Source organism: Serratia sp. NA_112.1 (assembly GCF_052691715.1).
Genome location: NZ_JBQZFO010000003.1, coordinates 148,913 through 168,941 on the forward strand (window position 1 = coordinate 148,913; position 20,029 = coordinate 168,941).

Consider the following 20,029-nt stretch of genomic DNA (forward strand, 5'->3'; position numbering starts at 1 on the left):
CAAAGGATTGACAATAAAGTAACCCAATACACTTCCAAAGTGCAAACGTACCAGTTCTGATTTGGTTGCTTTGTGACAGGGTGCGCGCTAAATTCCCCAAAGATGCCGACCTGTGCTTAACAGCAAGGTCGGTTTTTTTATTCCCTCAATTTGTGACCCCATATGCCTGATATCGACATCACAACGATGGGCGGCGAGATGCCGCGCATGGTCGCGCACCTGTTGCCGCAGTCCTCTGCGACGATCGCTAAGAACTGCCATTTTCGCCACGACGTGATCACCCCGAATAACGTTGATGCCAAGCAAGGCAAAGTGTTCAGCATTACGCCTGGCACCATCTTCAACTATCACGAAGATGCTTGGTTTGCCTGGAACGGTATCGTTGATGTGATCCGCAGTCCGGTAGCCAATGGCGATTATCCGCCGGGAGAACAAATGGAAAACCAAAACTGTGAAATTGCTGGCTATTGCTGGGGGCGGGGGCTGATTGTTGTTGATTTTTCTGCCTCCAGTAAAAGTTGGTCAATGAAGTGGTGAAATGCCATGAAGCCTTTATCAATGTAAAATGCAGCAAGCTTCTGCTCATCTTCAGAAAAGACGAGTGTATTAATAAGCCCCACATCGCTACCCATTGTATGACCAGATTCATGATTGGCGTGTAACGAGCCACAAAACTTCAGCATAAAATTGGATTTGGCAGTTATTTCACTCAACGCGGTGAACATAACGTTACCTGTTGCCTCCATGATTTCAATAATCACTAATCTAAACTTGGCATGTTTGCCAGTTATCAGTTCTATGAGGTCGTAAGTGAGTCTTCTACTTGCGGATAATTCATCTGACCAAAGGTACCTCAGTGTGTCTGTTAATGGTTGGCTATTATTCATGTTTAGTTGCTGCAGATCAGATATAAACCATGGCCAATGATTTGAATCTTCTTCTGCATGGGTATTGATGGCTTTTTCAAGATCATTTTGAGGCAAGGGGAAGGGGAGTATATATTTATTGATGTCACCAAAACTCATAATGAAGTGTGACATGTTAGGTAGGAATGATAGCCGTTCCTCAAGTGAACGTGATGTATCACAAATATAAGAAAAGAATTTATGATTTGCGAATGTTTTTTTCTTCTCTTCAATCAAGTTTGATAATTTTATCATGTAATATTTCCTTTGTTATCAAAGTGGTGAGGGTTATTTATCTCATGAAGCAACTCTGACTTATTAGATGGTATAAACATTATTGATAAACGTTAGATTGTAATCAGACCAGCTGTTTTGCTTGCTGTCCACCAGGTCAACCGGCAGGGTGCCTTCGGTATAGCTCCATACGGTTTGATTATAACCGCCCCAGCCTGCATAACCTCGACGGCCAACCGGAGCCGGGGTGTCATTCACCTGCACTTTTTTCTGTTTCATTGCACTGCTGTACACCAACAGGTCAGGCGTTGTGCTGGCTTTATAACCGCGCTGCTCCATCTGTTGTTTAATTGCCGATTGAATATACTTACCCATCAGTGTCTGGTATTGCCCGGTCGTCTCTGTGGCAAAGCCGTAGGTGTGATATTGGCTGAAGTTAGCGCTGTGATCATAATTACTGGTCACCTGCCGCTGGCCTCGATAGTCGTAGCTTTGTTACTATCACCCAACCTAAAGACTTGATGGTGTATTACATTGAAAATCAAAGCGTTGTTATTTTTTGCCTTGGCCGGTCTGGCCGGCTGCAGCCAGGAGGGAGCGACAGTGAGCCAACCGGTGAATAAAGACGGAAACCATATGGAAGTGTTGCTGGTGAACAGCGCGCTGGTAAATTGCACGGGCGTTGCCCCAATGAAGTGCATGCAGGTGCGTCATTCCGCGCAAGAACCGTGGGAATTGTTTTATACCGGGATTGAAGGTTTTACTTTTGAACCGGGCTACAACTACCGCCTGAAAGTGCAGGTGACACAGGTGGAAAACCCGCCGGCCGATGCATCGTCACTGCGTTATACGCTGATTGAACAGTTGGAAAAGAACAAAGTCTGATGGGTTTTATCGGGCCGGGCGTACAGTCCACTGGCCTTGAAAACCCCCGCCAGGTTCCTCGCTTCTATCCCCATGATCCTGAAGCGGTAACAAGATTTTCACCGGGACAACTGGTCTGTTCACTGCACTTGTTGCGATTCTGCCATGCGCCCAGCTTAAGTATATTGAGAAAATCAGGTATATTGTCCTTCGGTTTTTAGCTACCAAGAAAAAATTACTATGATTATCAAACCTAAAATTCGTGGTTTTATCTGCACTACCGCTCATCCGGCAGGTTGTGAAGCCAATGTCCGTGAGCAAATTGCCTACGTTAAGTCACGTGGCGAACTGAAAAACGGCCCGAAAAAAGTGCTGGTGATCGGTGCTTCCACCGGTTACGGCCTGGCGTCACGTATCAATGCCGCATTTGGCAGCGGTGCAGCCACCATCGGCGTATTTTTTGAAAAGCCGGGCAGCGAAGCCAAAACCGGTTCTGCCGGCTGGTACAACTCTGCTGGTTTTGACAAGGCAGCTAAAGAAGAAGGCCTGTACGCGAAAAGCGTTAACGGCGATGCGTTTTCCAATGAATGCCGCCAAACGGTTATCGACCTGATCAAACAGGATCTGGGCCAGATCGACATGGTGGTTTACTCGCTGGCCTCGCCAGTGCGTAAAATGCCTGAAACCGGTGAAGTGGTGCGCTCTGCGCTGAAACCTATCGGCGAACCGTACAAATCCGTGGCGCTCGATACCAACAAAGACGTGCTGGTTGAAGCCGTGGTTGAACCGGCCAACGAGCAAGAAATTGCTGATACCGTCAAAGTGATGGGTGGCCAGGACTGGCAGTTGTGGATGGACGCACTGGAAGAGGCCGGCGTGCTGGCGGACAACGTGCAGGCAGTGGCTTACTCCTATATCGGTACCGATCTGACCTGGCCAATCTACTGGCACGGTACGCTGGGCAAAGCCAAAGAAGATTTGGATCGTGCGGCTCTGGCCATCGATCAGAAACTGAAGGCTAAAGGCGGCGCAGCTTACGTTGCCGTGCTCAAATCGGTGGTGACTCAGGCTTCATCTGCTATTCCGGTAATGCCGTTGTATATCTCTATCGTCTTCAAAATCATGAAGGCGCAGGGGATCCACGAAGGTTGCATCGAGCAAATCCAGCGTCTGTTCGCCACCAAGCTGTACAGTGGCACGGCACCGGATACCGATGAGAAGCACCGCTTGCGTCTGGACGACTGGGAACTGCGCGACGACGTGCAGAACACCTGCCGTGAAATCTGGGCACAGATCAACGATAACAACATCAATGAACTGACCGATTACCTGGGCTATAAGGCCGAGTTCCTACGCCTGTTCGGTTTTGGTCTACAAGGTGTTGATTACGAAGCCGACCTCAGCGGTGAAGTTAAGTTTGATGTGGTTGAGCTGGTCTAAATCCGTCGATCATTGAGAAAGGGCCGGACTTCCGGCCTTTTTTACGCCTGTAATCCAATAGCTCATCAGTCCAGTTGATCATTGACAGCAATAAATTATCGTTTTACGATAACTTATTGCTGTTTTTATGGATGAACTCGTTATGGGCGCTGTGTCTCGGATCCACCTTCCGCTTTACGTACGTTGCTTGTGTTTGTTGATCATGACGATGCTGATTGTCAGCACCGGCGTAGAGATATTTATAATTGTCCAGAGTTGGGTGCAAGGCGAGGCGTTCAACAGCATCGTGGCGTCCTACCGCGACTATTACCCGGAACTGAACGCCTATGCCGTTCCGCAGCAGCGCTGGGCTTTGGTGGCAACCCTGTTGTTGGATATGTTCGCCTATGTGCCTTATTACAGCGCACTGCTGTGCGGTGCTGGGCTGTTTTACCAGTTCTATCGCGGCAACGTTTGGCACCGCAACAATATGCTGCTGTTGCAGGTCATCGGCATTTTGCTGATTGTCGACGTGCTCTTCCCCTCGCTGGCCGGGATGTTGCAGGTAATGATACTGACGGCCAATGAAAAAATGCTGCTAATAATTTATTATGGCGTCAACAGCGAGTCGATACGCTCGCTGATCGTTGGCTGCGCAATCCTGGTGTTTAGCCGGGTATTCCTGGAAGCGTTGCGGCTGAATGAAGAACAGCTTTCTTTCGTGTGAGAATAGAGTGGCGATAATAGTAAGTCTTGATGTCATGTTGGCCAAAAGGAAGATGCGTTCGAAAGAGCTGGCGGAACAGGTGGGGATCACCGAACAAAATCTGTCCCTGCTGAAGAACGGCAAGGTGAAGGGCGTCAGACTGGAAACGTTAGACAAAATCTGCCGGATCCTCGACTGCCAGCCTGGCGATCTTCTGACCTGGCAACCGGATAACGAAGGTTAACCCGGTGGTGTGCCTTGCACGCCATATCGTAAATATACGGATTGATATTTATTACCGACACCCTGGATAGGTTTATTTCACGTTAAATTATTAGCGGCCTTATTTAAATTAAATGAGGTTGCCCTTGCTTTGCCCGCGGTTGAATACGAGTTATTAAACTAAAAAAAGTAATTTTTTATTTACCGCGGTTAACGATAACGTTTATTTCAAAGGAGGATATATGAAATTACGCCAATGGATCCCGGCACTATTAATTATGCTGTGTGGTTGCAGTCATATTCAACCCGGATTGTCATCTTCTGGGGCCGGCTGGGAGAAGCCAAAGCCTGCTACCCGTGAGCAAAAACAGCGCATCAGCGCCGGAGAGTCAGCCTCTGCGGTACTGAATGAGAACGTGCCGAGTATCGGAGGAACCATTGATTGGTCAAAATTGTGGGATCGCTAATTTAACAAATATATTTTTCCTGCGAATTATAAGCACTATGGCACTTATTTAATCAGGGTTTATTACTTTCCGGGTAATATTTTTATCTCCTCGCATTTTTTGTTTTGACGACACTGAATATCTTTCTTTATTTAATGGGAATGAGCGCCATTATTGGCCTTATTACAGGAGTTTATTGTGGAAAAGGGCATCCCCGTCATTTTCATATTTCTATTGTTGCCCTGGTGTCATCAGGCCTCCGCCGCGCGTTATGAGCGGGAGCATGAAGGCGTCTCTTCGGTGCTGTTTCGTAAAAAACTGAAAGAGGTGGCTCATGACTTCTGGGACGAGATGGGCAATGAGAAACAGCGCCCTTTGTTATCGACGCAAAGCGAAGACAATACGCTGGTCCAGCGTAAAGCCTGCAAAGGGCAGGGAGGCAAGGCTGCCGCCGCGAGTGATCCGCTTCCATCGGCATCGCCGCGCGAGGAACAATCGCTGCTTATCAACGGTTGCTGATCTCTAGCACTAATGGAGTTTTGCTTTTGAAATTGACCTCTTTGATGACAGCAGCACTCGCCCTGTTGGCGTCATCTTGTTGCTATTCGTTTGTCGACAAGCATGCTCAGCGCGCCGGTTTCGATACGGGGGAAAGTGCTGTGGATTATCGGTTACGGTTTAACGGGGTGTTGCAACATCTGTGGTACGTAGAGCAACTGCGTTCGGAACAGGCGCGGCTTGCCGCGATACACCTTGAACGCAAAACGTTGGAGTCCGCCAGGTTGCCGCGTGAATGTCGGGCAACACCTGTGCCGCTGTTTTTAGTCGGAAAGAGCGCGATAGCCAGAAGATAGTTTTTTGAGTCAACGGGTGAATTTAATATTGGGAGTCTATCAGTGAAACGGATTTTTCTTGCCTGCGTGGCGCAGTGGTCTTGCTTCTCATTACAGGCGTCGGTTGACTGGCAATACCATGCCGCACAGCCGCTGGATAACAAAATCTCTGAGGAGTATCAGCAAAAGCGCAGCGGGTTAAAACATAAAGTATGGAGTGCCGAGGGCGTGGCATTGGCCAATGAGAAGGTGCTTGAATTGGAACGGCAACACGCCGCCGCCGAGCAGGCGAATCGACAGCAGCTTAAAACGCTGTATGACGAGTATCAGTCTCCTTGTGGCAAGCGGAAACAACAATACGGAAAACTGTGCAACCTGCCACGCGGAATGACGGATTTTCCGGGACATAAGCGCCACCCTTAGCGCCCTTGCAACTGGCTTGGCATCTGCACCAGCAGGACGTCGATCGCTGCCCGCGTTTTGCCCGGTGAACAGCGGCTGTGTGACCGCGCTGCGCACTTTTCTGCTGGGGCAGTGAGATAAAAGAGTTGTCTCTGGGCGAAATGACGTTCGATGATCCCCCAGGGGCATCGGCTAACGGCAATACTCTTTCAACATGGCAATGGCATCCGGTTTTAGCTGATAAAGATAGACCGGCCTGCCGGTGGTGCCGTACAGAATGCGAGTGCCGAGAATACCGCTCTCCGCCAAATAAATCAGATATTTTCGGCAAGAAACGCGGGAAATCCCGATGGCATTAGCCAGATTATCGGTCGAAAACTCCCCATCGTGCTGTTGTTCAATCCACTCGCACACCGTACTCAGCGTGATGCTGGTCAGCCCCTTCGGCAGCTTTTTCCCTTCGGTGCTGGTGGGGTGGCGGCGTAGCAAGCTGTCGACATCCCCCTGCGAGAATTCGCGCTGCGCCAGAATTTGCAACTGTTGCTGATAGTTATTCAACGCCTCTTTGAAACGCCCAAACTGGAAAGGTTTGATCAGGTAATCCACCACGCCGTAGTGCAGGGCGCGTTGCACCGTATCCACGTCGCTGGCGGAAGAGATAATGATGACGTCGGTTTTTTCACCCAATTCGCGCAGGCCGGGCAGCAGGTCCAGCCCGTTTTCCTGCTGCATATAGATATCCAGCAGCACCAGATCGATACTGACTTCGGCGTCGGCCAGCAGTGCGCGTGCCTGTGCCAGGGTGGCGACCGTCGCCAGGCAGTGAAAGCCGTTCACCTGGCTCAGGTAGTATTTGTTTAACTCCGCCACCATCGGGTCGTCGTCGATAATCAATACGTTAATCATGGTTCAGCCCTTGGCCTGATAGGGTATATGCACAAAAAATTGGGTTAGCTCACCCGGCTCAGATTCGAAATCAATGCTGCCGCCCAGTTTTTCCAGGCTGCTGCGGATCAACGCCAGGCCGATACCGCGCCCCGGCCCTTTGGTTGAAACACCCTGTTCAAAGATACGTGCACCGAGAACCGGATCGATACCGGGGCCGTCATCGCTGACTATACAGTGTAAGTGATTCTCATTGTGATGAAAGCTCAGGTTGATCTCGTGCCCTTCGATACCATCGATAGCGTCAATGGCATTTTCAATCAAATTGCCCAGCACGCTGATCAGCACGTGGGTGGTTTCTGCATCGTCGGTTTCCGGCAGCAGGCTGGGTTCGTCAATGGTCAGCTCAATGCCGGCTTCATGGGCGCGATTGATCTTGCCGATAAAGAAGCCCGCCACCTCTGGCGACTGGATTTTCCTCAGCAGCGCGCCGATCTCTTCCTGATAGGTGCTGGCGGTATTGATGATGTAGTTTTCCAACTGCTGGTAGGCCTTCATGTGCAGCATGCCGAGGATCACATGCAGCTTGTTCATAAACTCATGTGACTGGACGCGCAACGTGTCGGCATAGTGCGCCATGCCGCTCAGGCGCTGTACCAACTGGCTGATTTCGGTTTTATCGCGGAAGGTGGCGATAGCACCAATCACCTGGCCCTTAACGATCACCGGCACGGTATTGGTCAGCAATTCGCTGCCGTTAAAGCTAATCTGCTGGTCACGTAGCGGTTGACCGCTTTCCAGCACTTCCGCCAGATGCAGCTGCGTCGGCCAGTGTTTGCTGGCGGACTCCAACAGCAGGTTTTCGAAAGGCCCATTTTGGCGTAATAGGCGTTTGGCTTCGTCGTTGACAATGGTGATGCGTGACTGGTTATCGACTGCAATCACGCCTTCTTTAATCGATTGCAGCATGGCGTTGCGCTGTTCGAACAGATTCGAGATTTCGTAAGGTTCAAAACCGAGCATGATGCGTTTCAGGGCCTTCACCAAAAAGAAGATGCCGAGCGTGCCGACCAGCGCGGCGAAGGCCAGTGTCCAGTATATGATCCAGCGGCTTTCGCCCACCACGCGCTGAACGGTATCGAGCGCAATACCCAGCGCCACCACACCAATCTGCCGCCGTTCGCTGTCGTAAACCGGGGCAAAAACCCGCAGTGAAGGGGCTAATGCGCCACGATTGATGGCGCTGTTGGTTTCGCCGTGTAGCGCCGGTTCCAAATCGTCTCCGATAAAATGCTTACCGATCAACCAGGGTTTGGGGTGCGAGTAACGGATGCCTTTCATGTCTACCACCACCACAAACAGTAATTCATTCCGCTGACGTACCTGCTCGGCAAAGCGCTGGACTGCGCCACTGTGATCTTCACGCTGCAGCCCATCAATGACATTACCGGAGAGCGCCAGCGTTTCGGCAATCGCCATCGCTTTTTGGCGTTGCTGATCTTGTCCCTGGTGATTCATCTGCACAAAAAACAGCGCATATACCACTAATAGCACCGAAGCGATGATGGCAGACACCATCAGCGTGAGCGTGGTGCTGAGTTTCAGCGGTATCCGTTGTTTTGGCATGGCGGTTCTCCGAATGGGCCTGTCAGGATAATAGCGGGGATTGGAGCGTAGGGCAGCGACCGGCAGCAGGTTATAACATGCTGCCGCCGGGGGAGGGATTATTTTAATTACAAAAGCGGGGATCAGGGTTGATGGTAGATTTCCAGTCCTTGTTGACCGCTGGCACCCTGATGAATGATGGCCATTAACGCGCTGACCACTTTCGATGGGTTGCTGTGTTGATAGACATTGCGGCCATACACCATACCGGACGCCCCCTGGGCCATCAGGGCAGCAGATTTTTCCAGTACCGCGCCCAGTTCGCCTTTACCGCCGCCACGCACCAGCGTTGGGCAGCGCGCCGCCTCCACAATGCGGTGGAAGTCCTCTACTCGTTCTGTCGGGTCGGCCTTGATGATGTCGGCACCCAGTTCACGCGCCAGCCGGACTAACGGCACCATTTTTTCTACGTCACCAAGTGAACCGTAGGCCGCGCCCTGGCCGGCCGGTGCCATTACCAGCGGTTCGATCATCAGCGGCATGGCGTAGCGCTCGCAGGCATGACGCAGGCGACCAATATTCTCGACACACTGGCGGAAAATGCCCGGTTCATCGGGGATCAGATACAGGTTAACCACCACCGCCGCCGCATCCATTTGCAGTGCGGCGAGGATCGGCGCTTCTGGATTATGCAGTACCGCCCACATTTCACGGTGGCGTGCGGCGTTATAAGCATTGCCGACGTCGGTGCGCATCACCAGTGCCGGTTTATCGCGCTGGGTTGCACGTTGCAATAAATCCGCCTGGCCATAATTGACCTGAATGGCATCGGGACGGGCAACGATCAGGCTGTCAATGACCCGTTCGATGTCCTCCAGGCCAATTAAAAAATCCGGCTCATTGGCGATGCCGTGATCAATCGCCACGTCGAGGCATTTGCCGTTATTAAACAGCCGGTTCATCCGTACCTTACTGCTGAGCTGCATGTCTTATCCTCCTGAAAATACACGTCCATTCAGTATTGTCGAGTAACGCCTTGGATGAAACAGCGGATCCGCAAACTGCGTGCTTGCTCGCACATTTGCTGAGAATGTGCCGCGTCATTTTTCATCGTTGCGGGGGCTCTTTGTTTGCCGAACGCACTTATGCCACCAACACGATGGCGGTTTTTGCGTTATTTGTTAGATCCGTGTCATGTTTTTGTTACTTGGCCATTCCAAAACGCATGTTTCGCTTGTTTGGTTAAAAAAGTTTCAATAATCTCAATTATGAAATAAACATTTAATAATGACTTTGAGGCTTCAATGTCCAGATAGAGTGTTTATTTTAAAGTGTTGTTTTTAATATTATTTGAGACATTGATCAAAGTTTTGCACACCATGTGGATACGGGTGGAAAAGCGATAAATCTGCCGTATCAAAGGGATAACACCGAACGGATTGTTGTTTGAATGTAAAAAATATTTTTCATTAGCTGTCAAATCAACAGGCCTCTTCACTCTAACGATTAAAGGGTACAAAACATGAAGCTGAAGAAACTGATCGTCACCTCGGTATTGATGTGCATGTTGCCGGCCAGCGTGCTGGCAAAAGACATTAAAATCGGCGTTTCCATGGCTGCTTTCGATGACAATTTCCTCACCATCCTGCGCCAGTCAATGCAGAGCAAAATGAAACAGGACGGCAATGTCAGTGCTCAATTTGAAGATGCAAAAGGGGATGTCGCCCAGCAGATCCAACAGATCGAGAACTTTGTCAGTCAGGGCGTCGACGCCATCATCCTAAATCCGGTCGATACCCAGGGCGTGAAACCGATGATCAAACTGGCGGAAAACGCCAAGATCCCGCTGGTGTTCGTTAACCGCCGCCCGGAAGTCACGCTGCCTGCAGGTATGGCCTATGTGGGGTCTGACTCCAAACTGGCCGGCAAGCTGCAGATGGAGGAATTGGCCAAGCTGATGAATGGCAAGGGCAATGTGATGATCCTTATGGGGGAGCTGTCCAGTGAGGCGACCCGTGACCGTACCCGAGGTGTGGAAGAGATGGCGACCCAGTATCCCGACATCAAAATCCTCGACAAGCAAACCGCCAAGTTTGCCCGTAAAGAGGCCATTGACGTTACTACTGACTGGGTGCTGACCGGTCAGAAGATTGATGCTATCGCCTCCAACAACGATGAAATGGCGATTGGTGCGATCCTGGCACTGAAACAGGCGAAGAAAAGTGGCGTATTGGTGGCCGGTGTTGACGGGACCCCGGATGCACTGGAATACATCAAGAAGGGCGATCTGGCGCTGAGCGTGTTCCAGGATGCCAAAGGGCAGGGTGAGGGTGCGGTGCAAACCGCCATTCAACTGGTGAAAGGCGAGAGGGTGGAAAGCAACGTACTGATCCCGTATCAGCTGATCACCAAGGCCAACTACCAGGGATTTGCCGACAAGAACAGAAAATAAGCGTTAAGGCAGCGCGGTTATATCCCTGCCGCATTTACCGGCAGGGATGCATTAACGAACGGCGGAGGTTATCGGTATGTATCCTTATGTTCTTGAGGCTGAAGGCATCAGTAAGCAATTTCCCGGCGTGAAGGCGCTGGATAAAGTCTCAATTAAAATCAAACCAGGTAGCGTACACGCGTTAATGGGAGAAAACGGCGCGGGTAAATCCACGCTGATGAAATGTTTAATCGGTATTTATCACCCCGATGAAGGCACCATTAAAATAAAAGGCCAACCGGTGACCTTCAGCGATACGCTGCAGGCGCTGCATTCAGGGATCTCCATGATTCACCAGGAACTTAACCTGGTGCCTTATATGACGGTGGCGGAAAACATTTGGCTGGGGCGTGAGCCGGCAAAGCTGGGCTTCGTAAACCATGACCAACTGAACAAACAGACCCGCGAATTGCTGACTCGGCTGAACATTAAACTCAAACCTGAGACGTTGGTGGGTGAACTGAGCATCGCCAGCCAGCAAATGGTGGAGATTGCCAAGGCGGTTTCCTATAACGCAGATGTGTTGATCATGGACGAACCCACCTCGGCGTTGACCGAAGGTGAAGTTGTACACCTGTTCGCCATCATTCGTGAACTGCGCGAGCAGGGCAAAGGCATTATTTATATCAGCCACAAGATGGACGAAATTTTCGCCATCACCGATGAAGTGAGTATTTTCCGCGACGGTACCTTTATCGCCTGCGACAAGACCGAAAACCTGACCAAACAGTCGCTGATCACCATGATGGTGGGACGTGAGCTGACCCAGATGTTCCCCAAATTCAACAACAATATCGGCGAGGAAGTACTGCGTGTCGAAGGGTTGCGCCGTGCCGACTGGTTTCACGATGTCTCGTTCAGCGTCAAGCGCGGCGAGATCCTCGGCGTCGCCGGGCTGGTGGGGGCCGGCCGCAGCGAGGTGATGGAAAGTCTGTTCGGCATGCACCCGGCGGACGGCGGTCACATCTTCATTGAGGGCCAGGCGGCCAAAGTGGATTCTCCCTCCCGAGCGATTGAACTCGGGCTAGCGTTCCTTACCGAAGACCGCAAAAAATCCGGGCTGTTTTTGGTGCTGTCGGTGGTCGAGAACATGAGCATCGTCAACCTGTCGGAGTATATCGGCAAAAACGGCTTCGTCAGCCACGTGCAAATGGCCAAGGACTGCATGGAGCAGATCAAAAAGCTCAATATCAAAACTCCGACCATGGACCAAATCATCAATAACCTGAGCGGCGGTAATCAGCAGAAGGTGCTTATTGCCCGCTGGCTGCTGGCCCAGCCAAAAATACTGATCCTCGATGAGCCAACGCGCGGCATTGATGTGGGGGCGAAGGCGGAAATCTATCGTTTGATCAGCGAACTGGCGAACCGTGGCGTCGCCATTATTTTAGTGTCATCGGAATTACCGGAAATCCTCGGCATGAGCGACCGGGTGATGGTGATGCACGGCGGTCGTATTACCGGCATTTTGGATAAAGAAGAAGCGAATCAGGAAAAAATCCTGGCGCTGGCCTCTGAATAACGCAAAGGTGAATTCCCATGAGTAATGTAAAAATCGAGAAGCCGCTTGCGGGCAAAGCGCCACTGTTCGCTGGCCTGAGTGGCAAAATGCCGAAAGACACCGGCATCTTTATCGTGATGCTCGGCATTGCGCTGGTGTTTGAAATTCTGGGTTGGTACATCCGCGACCAGTCCTTCCTGATGAACCCGAACCGCCTGCTGCTGATTGTGTTGCAGGTAGCGATTATCGGCATCATTGCGGTGGGCGTGACCCAGGTTATTATCACCACCGGTATCGACCTTTCCTCCGGCTCGCTGATAGCCTTAACCGCAGTGGTGGCGGCCAGCCTGGCGCAAACCTCAGACAGTATTTCGCCAATGTACCCGGCGTTGCTCGACCTGCCGGCGGCGATCCCTATCGGCGCCGGGATCGGCGTGGGCATTATCTGCGGTTTCATCAACGGCTTCCTGATTACCCGCACCGGTATCCCGCCTTTTATCGCGACTTTGGGCATGATGGTATCGGCACGTGGCCTGGCGCAGTACTACACCCAGGGTAACCCGGTCAGCTTCCTGTCTGACGGCTTTACCTCAATCGGCCAGGGCGCGATGCCGGTGATCATCTTCCTGGTGATTGCGGTGATCTTCCATGTCGCGTTGAAGCATACCCGTTACGGCAAGTACATCTACGCCATCGGCGGCAGCATGACATCGGCCAGAGTCTCCGGCATCAACGTCAATAAATACCTGGTGACGGTCTATACCATCGCCGGTGGGCTGGCAGGGCTGGCAGGTGTGGTATTGGCGGCGCGTGTCAGCAGCGGCCAGTCGAGCATGGGCATGTCTTACGAACTGGATGCCATCGCCGCGGCGGTGATCGGCGGCAGCAGCCTGATGGGTGGCGTTGGGCGCATTACCGGTACGCTGATTGGTGCGGTGATCCTCGGGCTGATTAAAAGTGGCTTCACCTTTATCGGTGTGGACTCCTACATTCAGGACATTATCAAAGGCGTGATTATCGTCGCCGCAGTGTCTATCGACATGCACCGTAACCGTAAAAAACACTGATTGCCGTGAATTTCCGCCGATGCATTTTGCTCGGCGGTTTTTTTTACCCTGGGGAATCATCATGAAATATTTAAAAAGAATCGTGCTGGTGGCGGCGCTCGGCTGTTCCACCTCGGTGCTGGCGGAAACCATCGGCGTGTCAATGGCCTACTTTGACCAGAACTTCCTGACCATCATTCGTCATTCAATCGACAAAGAAGCCAAGGCGCGCGGTATCAGCGTGCAGTTCGAAGACGCGCGCGGCGACGTAGGTCGCCAGACAGATCAGGTGCAGAATTTTATCAGCGCCGGAGTGGACGCGATTATTGTCGATCCGGTCAACTCGGCGGGTACGCCTGCCATCACCAAAATGGTGACCAAAGCGGGCATTCCACTGGTGTATGTGAACCGCACGCCGGGCGACAGCAAACTGCCTGCCGGCGTGGTGTTTGTTGGCTCCGACGAGAAGCAGTCCGGCACCTTGCAGATGGAAGAACTGGCGCGGCTGGCCAACTATCAGGGCAACGTGGCGGTGATGATCGGTAACCTGACCGACGCCGGCGCACTGCAACGCACCAAAGATGTCGAGCAGGTGGTGGCGAAGTACCCGAAAATGAAGGTGGTGCAAAAACAGAGCGCCAACTACTCGCGCAGCGAAGGAATGGAGCTGATGCTGAATTGGCTCACCAACGGTGAGTCTATCGATATCGTCGCCGCCAATAACGATGAGATGGCGATTGGCGCGATTATGGCGTTGCAGCAGGCCGGTAAGCAGGGCAACAAGGTGCTGGTTGGCGGCATTGACGCCACGCCGGACGGCCTGAAAGCCTTGTCTTTTGGCAAGATGCAGGTGACGGTGTTTCAGGATGCGGTTGGCCAGGGCAAAGCCTCGGTTGACGTGGCGCAGCGCATGATTAAAGGCGAAAAGCTGGCTCCTTACTACTGGATCCCGTTTGAACTGGTGACCCTGGCCAATATGCAAAAGTACGCGGCGAAATAACCTTGGCCCTTGGGCTTCGAATAACCGCCAACAACTATCGCCAGAACGCATTATTCAAAAAAAAAGCGGGATCGTTGCAAGTGTAAGAACCTAACTACTTGTAACGCCCGCAAATAGAAAGACAGGGTGGCTTTCTAAATCATGAAACTCTTATTGTTATTGAGGGTGTTCTTAAGTTGATGGAGTCACCATCACAATATAAGTACCGCTATAAGTGCCAAGTGGATAAGTTTCACTTCGTTGCGCCGAAGTGAATTGTACTTTCACCCCCTTTTGCGGGTCTGGAACGTCTGCCAGGGTTGGATAAACCGGTCGATTGCCCAATGGGAAAAGGGCTGATACCGGCGTGCCATTTTCGCGGAGCCATGCGCTATTGAGCTTCATCGTATCTTTGTTTTCAGAAACCAACTCTCGTTTGGGTGGTTCGGTAAGGGATAAGGAAACCGTACTGGCATTGCCGATAAATAAAAACGGCGGAGTAGTACCGACCATATAACCTGCTTTATCTTCCATTTTGACGCTAATGGTGCCGTTAGTGACGTCCTTGCCATCAACATAGACCCGCACACTGGTGCTGATCTCTGCTTGCACCAAAATATCGGTTCTGACCGTTACCGCACTCCATGCAGAACAGTTGAATAACAGCGCCAGTACCATGGCGACTCGCCGTATAGATTTGTTCACCTTTATTCTCCTCGTTAACTGTCTGGCGTGATAACCGCTGTCAGTGTATCGGTCAGTCGGGTACCGGCTTTTAATCCATTAAGTTGTTTGGCTACCAAGGTAAAATGGATATTTACTGTGTCGCTGGTGACACTGCCTGTCGGCACCGTGCCGGAGTAGTTGTCGCCTGGCGTCATACTTTTATCGCCAATTTTGATCTGATAAGTGACGTAACGGTCTTCCAACGTTGATTTCAATTGAAAATTACCCTCACGCTGCTGGCTTGATTCAAATGTCAGAAGATAGGGGATCGCCATGTCTCCTGCATCGCGGGTTTTTGAAATGGTGAGTTTGGCGTCACCTTGAGCATCACTCAGATCGCCGACCTCACCAAATGACAACGTGGGCTTGGAGAAGCTGGCCTTTAGCGTTGCTATACCGCTGCCCAACGTCGCCAGATCGAGATACACCGAATGGGTCGTCACATTGTTACCTGAACTGATGAAATTGATGCTGCCCAACAAGACTCGTTGGCCCAGCAAAGCTGCGGGTATATTGCCGCTGACCAGAGAGTTGATGTCAGGGACGGCTTTCATCCCAACCCACTGCGCCGCTGCCGGGGCATCAAAAAACAGTGATTCTCCACAAGTGATTTTTTGCTGGCTCTGAACCACCCCGTGCGACATGGGTAATAAAGGAATTTTGACCGAAGCCAAGGGGCCGCTACCGCTCAGCATGCCGTTTTCACAACGGCCCATGCCGCTGGGGATCACCTGCAGCGTCATTGTTTCGCCGATTTGTTGGCGCTGAGCAAGCATGTCAGGTGCTAATTCTGCCGTACTGCCCTGTTGGAAAATGCGCAGAGTGCCACTGCCGGTGGGGCGGAAAACCCAATCGCCGGCTACTGCCGAGTTTGCGGTTAACATCAGTAGCATCCCCAAAGTAAGGCGAGTCATGGCTTACTCCTTTAACTGACACTGGTTATAGATGTACATTTTTTTGTCCATTTCAAACGCCAGCGTTTGACTCACCGGCAGGCTGCGTGGAAAGTCAGGATAGACGTTAAAATTCACCACACCTTTACGCCCATCCACTACCAGGTTGCGCATTTCGCTGCGCACGTTGCCGGTAGCGGTGACTGTCCAGATATTATTGCTGCATTTGATATCAACACCTTGGGTGTGTTTGCTGGGCGGTAAATAGCGCAGCAACACGTCATAACCAATGGCGAAACGAACTTTCCCCTTATCTAAGGCCTGTTCTGGATAGCTAGGACGAATGCGTAATCGATAAACTTTTTCACGATCGACCGATTTCAGGGGCATTAAACGAACTTTCCGTTCTTCACCGTAGGGAATAATCAGACGGGTGGGGGAAAAGATCAGGCTTGGATCCTGTTTACCTAACTCTTTTTCAAGAGTTTCTTTTTCTGCGCCAGGATTTTTTACCGAGAATAATTCCAGTGTGACAAATTCATACTGCTGGGCTTCTGTTTTATTCTCATTGATACTGTCCTGTGCACGAAACATTGATTTCACAGTGATATAGTTATCACGTGGAGTATCATTATTTATTTCTTTAATGATCGGGAATACCTCGATGGCTTGAGACATCCCTGATGTCATAAATACAGTAAAGCCAAAAGATAAAAGCAGCGATTTTGTTTTATTGAATTTCACAATCAACCTCACGAATTTGCATAATGCCTTGAGTCAGCCTGATGTTTTCTTCCATCAATGGGCAGGTGTAATTTTGTTGGTCTTTCTTAACCGTTAACATTTGCAATTTATCATTGATTCCCATAGTGAAATCACCGACAAATAATCCTTCTTCATCCGTCAGGGTATTGCCTCCAACCACCCGGGCATGAGGTAGCGGGGCACCTTGGAAATAAATGCGACCGGTCACTGTTTGGTTTTTGGTGGCGGTGATTTTGACTTTGTAAGCTTGCCCGGGCATAGCCCAGGTTGCAGCCGATTTCGTGGTCAGGTTATAAAATGCCGAGGCATCACCGGTATAGACCTGCTCCACCGAAGGGGCCACTTTTTGGTAAGGCTGAATATCCAGAGCGGTTTTTTGGCCGCCTTTTACCACTACCGGCGCTGAATCGCGGTTGCGAACTTCGAAATACTGATCTCCAGGCAACTCGGTAGCATCGACAATTAGTGCAGTATTATTGTCCATACGGCCGTAGCCAAAAGTTCCGTCACCTAATGCGAAACCGCCGCGTTGCGACAGGTAATACTGACGGTAGTTGTTATCACCCAGTGATTTGTTCAGGCCCGCAGAGGTATAACCCAGAGCATTGTCGACAGTGACTCCGGCACCGCCGTTGGTCTGGTTGCCCGGCCCATTGTTGACGCTGGCCGTCACGGAATATTTTCCGCTGCGGTCAAAATCCGGGTTTTGCAGATCCAGGGCATAGTCGGCACTCGAAAGACGGTCGTCGCTACCCTTGTCACTGAGACGTGAACGCAGGTACAGAGACTGGTAATGGTTGAAGCTTTGTTCACGCATACCCAGCGTGAACTGAGCGAAGACTCGATTATCCTTACTGCTGTCGACAAAGGTGTTTTGCGAACCTTTACGGGTGTATTCATTCACACCCTGGTGATAACCCAAATCCACTCGCAGGTTCATATTGTCGTTCAGCGTGAAATCGCGGTTAAGCGCAATATCCCAGGTTTTATAATCGGTTTGGCCCTGTTTTTTATACTCTTGATACAGGGTGTTCATGCTGTAAGTTACCGACAGGCCAATGTTCCATGGCAGAAAGGTGCTGATACCCAGTTGCAGGTAATTAAAATCGTAGGCAGGCACCACACCAAAACGTCGGAAGTCTGATTCACTACCTTGGTAGCGGTTGTTTCGATAGCTCAGGTTAAAACCAATATTGTTCAGGTTTTTGCTAAACCCCACTTGATAACCATAGCTACCGTCATTACCGATCAGAGCATCGGTGTACAGGCGTTCGGCAATCCACAGATTAAGCGGGATATCGAGACTGCCGTTGAAATACAGATGATTGTTATCCAATAGGCTGCCGCTGCCAAAAGACAAGGCGGATTGGGTGGTATAACCCAACGTTATGCTGGCCAGACTGTTATTATTAATACCGTTTTGGCCGTTGTTCAGACTGCAACCGGTGCAATCGTTGCCCCGCAATGATGATAAATGCCCTTGGCGCTGATCGTAACGACCTAATTGCAAGGCGTACTCCAGATCGCCAGAACGGAACATACCGCTGCGCTTAAAAAAAGGTTGGGATTTAACTTCCCGGCTGCCGTTAACCAGCTTGGTGATCAATTGCACATCATAGCCACCGGCAGGCCAGGCCTCAGTATTCAACTGCTGCATGCCTGGCGGGAACTGTTGCAAATCGATCAACCGACCATTGCGATACACTTCCACCGTACCGGCCAGCGGCATGTACAAAGTGACAGGCGAAGAGGCCCCGGTGCTTGAACGCAGGTAGTTATCGGTCATATAACCCAGGGAGACGCCGTCAAAGCTGAGTGGGTTGAAAAAGCTATAACCCAATGAAGGGGTGCTGTAGACCAGGTTGTCGCCCATACGCTGGCGTCCTGCCTTAAAGCGGGTGCTGTCATGCTCCAGATAAAGTGCCAGTTCATCGAGATTCAGCGCGATGTCTTGCGAATAGCTCCATGCGCCCTTGATATAGCTGTTACCCGTCAGGTTGAGCGTATCGTTCGACGCAATGCTGAAGCTGTCGCCATAGTTATCCGATAAAAAGTTCAGGTTATGGCTATGCACAAAACCGGGCTGACTCTTATGCAAAATATAGGTACGGTCATTGGCCTGGTTTGGTGATTTAAACAGGGTAGCCGGTAAAATTAAATGCAGCGTAGCATCAGAATCATTCAGCCACGCCACAATATCCTTTTGAGCCAGAACTTCTTTATTGACGCGTTTTATTGGGGCTGACAGTAATTTCAGTAACTGTTTATTTTCTATGATGAGCGCTGGCATATTCGTGGCGGTCAGTTGTTCCACAATATTTTCAGGAGAAAGTAACAGGACGTCTTTTTTGTCATACTCGGCACTGAGTGACCCGATAGAAATATCGCCATATATCACGTCAAAAATGCCATTTTGCTTCGCGTTGAATATATCCTCAAATCCAGGGGGTAGTGCCATGCCGGAGGCCTGTAATGGAAATGGCTTCAGAGTGATCGCGCTTCCGAAGCAAATTACGGTGAGAGCTAATTTACGGTTCATGCGTCCCTGCTCTGGTTTAAAGTATTGGCGTTACCAATAGGGTAAAAGAGTTTGCATAGCTGCCCTGGGGGTAGTTTCCTGCCAGCGAATCAGATTTGAAACGAACTTTAAATCCTTTGCTTACGCTTGCTTCACCGATATTGTTTAATACAGGAATACGTAATTTTTCCAGGGCATTTGAGGGTGAGCCTTGATAGATAAAATCCCCCTGCAGATTGACTTTTTCTGCACCGCCGCTGATGGAGTTAAGGACAAACCCAACGTCTGAAAATAATACATTCGCATTTTCGATATTCCCCACGATATACAGGAGGTCGGTAGTTTGTTCAAAATGTTGAGAATAACCATTCACCGGTAACTCCAGGTCAATGCCAAATCCGGTTACGGGTTTTCCTTGATAATAAATTGCCAGGCGGGGGATGGATTCCGCGGCAATATTCAGGCTGACCTGTGCATTTGTGATGGCTAAAGCACTTCCATGTAATGACAGCGTCACCAGCAGAAATATAAAGGTGATTTTGGATTTAATCATGGCGTTAACAGAGCCGATCATTACGACCGACCCTGA

The 20,029-nt window shown here is 50.6% G+C and carries 23 protein-coding genes; 13 read left to right on the top strand and 10 right to left on the bottom strand.

Annotated features, from left to right (window positions below; translation table 11 throughout):
• Window positions 1–162: 162 nt before the first annotated feature.
• Window positions 163–537, top strand: coding sequence for a hypothetical protein (locus ACUTQ5_RS08430; RefSeq protein ID WP_445650872.1), 375 nt, complete (start codon window positions 163–165; stop codon window positions 535–537).
• Here ACUTQ5_RS08430 and ACUTQ5_RS08435 read toward each other — a convergent pair.
• Both ACUTQ5_RS08435 and ACUTQ5_RS08440 read right to left on the bottom strand, forming a co-directional pair.
• Entirely contained in the window at window positions 465–1,160 is a 696-nt protein-coding gene (locus ACUTQ5_RS08435) for a hypothetical protein (RefSeq protein WP_445650873.1), read from the bottom strand. The two genes, ACUTQ5_RS08430 and ACUTQ5_RS08435, sit on opposite strands and share 73 nt — an antisense overlap.
• A gap of 63 nt (window positions 1,161–1,223) precedes the next feature.
• Window positions 1,224–1,604 carry a DUF4136 domain-containing protein gene (locus ACUTQ5_RS08440; protein ID WP_445650874.1) on the bottom strand — a complete coding sequence of 127 codons (381 nt, stop codon included), beginning with the start codon at window positions 1,602–1,604 and terminating at the stop codon, window positions 1,224–1,226.
• 69 nt (window positions 1,605–1,673) lie between these two features.
• Here ACUTQ5_RS08440 and ACUTQ5_RS08445 point away from each other — a divergent pair, with 69 nt between their 5' ends.
• From ACUTQ5_RS08445 to ACUTQ5_RS08480, 8 genes are all read left to right on the top strand, one after another.
• Window positions 1,674–2,024, top strand: a complete 351-nt coding sequence (locus tag ACUTQ5_RS08445) for a DUF4377 domain-containing protein (RefSeq protein WP_445650875.1) — start codon at window positions 1,674–1,676, stop codon at window positions 2,022–2,024.
• Window positions 2,025–2,243: 219 nt separating this feature from the next.
• Window positions 2,244–3,443: an enoyl-ACP reductase FabV gene (gene fabV / locus ACUTQ5_RS08450; protein ID WP_012006373.1), complete on the top strand. Its 1,200-nt coding sequence runs from the start codon at window positions 2,244–2,246 to the stop codon at window positions 3,441–3,443.
• A gap of 142 nt (window positions 3,444–3,585) precedes the next feature.
• Window positions 3,586–4,149 (top strand): DUF2975 domain-containing protein, encoded by a 564-nt coding sequence (locus tag ACUTQ5_RS08455; protein ID WP_445650876.1) that lies wholly within the window; start codon window positions 3,586–3,588, stop codon window positions 4,147–4,149.
• Between the two features lie 7 nt (window positions 4,150–4,156).
• A complete protein-coding gene (locus tag ACUTQ5_RS08460; RefSeq protein ID WP_037420335.1) occupies window positions 4,157–4,372 on the top strand; it encodes a helix-turn-helix domain-containing protein in 216 nt (71 codons plus the stop codon).
• Between the two features lie 220 nt (window positions 4,373–4,592).
• Window positions 4,593–4,817, top strand: coding sequence for a hypothetical protein (locus ACUTQ5_RS08465; protein WP_445650877.1), 225 nt, complete (start codon window positions 4,593–4,595; stop codon window positions 4,815–4,817).
• A 177-nt stretch (window positions 4,818–4,994) separates the two neighbouring features.
• Window positions 4,995–5,315 carry a hypothetical protein gene (locus ACUTQ5_RS08470; protein WP_445650878.1) on the top strand — a complete coding sequence of 107 codons (321 nt, stop codon included), beginning with the start codon at window positions 4,995–4,997 and terminating at the stop codon, window positions 5,313–5,315.
• 26 nt (window positions 5,316–5,341) lie between these two features.
• Window positions 5,342–5,650, top strand: a complete 309-nt coding sequence (locus ACUTQ5_RS08475; RefSeq protein WP_445650879.1) for a hypothetical protein — start codon at window positions 5,342–5,344, stop codon at window positions 5,648–5,650.
• A gap of 42 nt (window positions 5,651–5,692) precedes the next feature.
• Window positions 5,693–6,052 (top strand): hypothetical protein, encoded by a 360-nt coding sequence (locus ACUTQ5_RS08480; protein ID WP_445650880.1) that lies wholly within the window; start codon window positions 5,693–5,695, stop codon window positions 6,050–6,052.
• Window positions 6,053–6,223: 171 nt separating this feature from the next.
• Here ACUTQ5_RS08480 and dcuR read toward each other — a convergent pair whose 3' ends face one another.
• From dcuR to ACUTQ5_RS08495, 3 genes are all read right to left on the bottom strand, one after another.
• Complete coding sequence (gene dcuR / locus ACUTQ5_RS08485) at window positions 6,224–6,937, bottom strand: two-component system response regulator DcuR (protein ID WP_445650881.1); 714 nt, start codon at window positions 6,935–6,937, stop codon at window positions 6,224–6,226.
• Between the two features lie 3 nt (window positions 6,938–6,940).
• Window positions 6,941–8,542: a sensor histidine kinase gene (locus tag ACUTQ5_RS08490; RefSeq protein WP_445650882.1), complete on the bottom strand. Its 1,602-nt coding sequence runs from the start codon at window positions 8,540–8,542 to the stop codon at window positions 6,941–6,943.
• Window positions 8,543–8,664: 122 nt separating this feature from the next.
• Complete coding sequence (locus ACUTQ5_RS08495; RefSeq protein ID WP_445650883.1) at window positions 8,665–9,507, bottom strand: class I fructose-bisphosphate aldolase; 843 nt, start codon at window positions 9,505–9,507, stop codon at window positions 8,665–8,667.
• 536 nt (window positions 9,508–10,043) lie between these two features.
• Here ACUTQ5_RS08495 and ACUTQ5_RS08500 point away from each other — a divergent pair.
• From ACUTQ5_RS08500 to ACUTQ5_RS08515, 4 genes are all read left to right on the top strand, one after another.
• Window positions 10,044–10,973, top strand: a complete 930-nt coding sequence (locus ACUTQ5_RS08500) for a sugar ABC transporter substrate-binding protein (protein ID WP_445650884.1) — start codon at window positions 10,044–10,046, stop codon at window positions 10,971–10,973.
• A gap of 76 nt (window positions 10,974–11,049) precedes the next feature.
• Window positions 11,050–12,534: a sugar ABC transporter ATP-binding protein gene (locus tag ACUTQ5_RS08505; protein WP_153857110.1), complete on the top strand. Its 1,485-nt coding sequence runs from the start codon at window positions 11,050–11,052 to the stop codon at window positions 12,532–12,534.
• 17 nt (window positions 12,535–12,551) lie between these two features.
• The gene (locus tag ACUTQ5_RS08510; protein ID WP_445650885.1) at window positions 12,552–13,580 is read left to right on the top strand and encodes an ABC transporter permease; all 1,029 of its coding nucleotides are present in this window, start codon (window positions 12,552–12,554) and stop codon (window positions 13,578–13,580) included.
• Between the two features lie 61 nt (window positions 13,581–13,641).
• Window positions 13,642–14,559, top strand: a complete 918-nt coding sequence (locus ACUTQ5_RS08515) for a sugar ABC transporter substrate-binding protein (RefSeq protein ID WP_445650886.1) — start codon at window positions 13,642–13,644, stop codon at window positions 14,557–14,559.
• Between the two features lie 171 nt (window positions 14,560–14,730).
• Here the strand turns inward: ACUTQ5_RS08515 and ACUTQ5_RS08520 are convergent, their stop codons facing one another.
• From ACUTQ5_RS08520 to ACUTQ5_RS08540, 5 genes are all read right to left on the bottom strand, one after another.
• Complete coding sequence (locus tag ACUTQ5_RS08520; RefSeq protein ID WP_445650887.1) at window positions 14,731–15,243, bottom strand: hypothetical protein; 513 nt, start codon at window positions 15,241–15,243, stop codon at window positions 14,731–14,733.
• Between the two features lie 14 nt (window positions 15,244–15,257).
• Window positions 15,258–16,178, bottom strand: coding sequence for a hypothetical protein (locus ACUTQ5_RS08525; protein WP_445650888.1), 921 nt, complete (start codon window positions 16,176–16,178; stop codon window positions 15,258–15,260).
• Window positions 16,179–16,181: 3 nt separating this feature from the next.
• The gene (locus tag ACUTQ5_RS08530) at window positions 16,182–16,901 is read right to left on the bottom strand and encodes a hypothetical protein (RefSeq protein ID WP_445650889.1); all 720 of its coding nucleotides are present in this window, start codon (window positions 16,899–16,901) and stop codon (window positions 16,182–16,184) included.
• Window positions 16,888–19,380 (bottom strand): TcfC E-set like domain-containing protein, encoded by a 2,493-nt coding sequence (locus ACUTQ5_RS08535; RefSeq protein ID WP_445650890.1) that lies wholly within the window; start codon window positions 19,378–19,380, stop codon window positions 16,888–16,890. Before ACUTQ5_RS08535 ends, ACUTQ5_RS08530 begins: the two co-directional genes overlap by 14 nt.
• 97 nt (window positions 19,381–19,477) lie before the next feature.
• A complete protein-coding gene (locus ACUTQ5_RS08540) occupies window positions 19,478–20,014 on the bottom strand; it encodes a hypothetical protein (protein WP_445650891.1) in 537 nt (178 codons plus the stop codon).
• Window positions 20,015–20,029 lie beyond the last annotated feature (15 nt).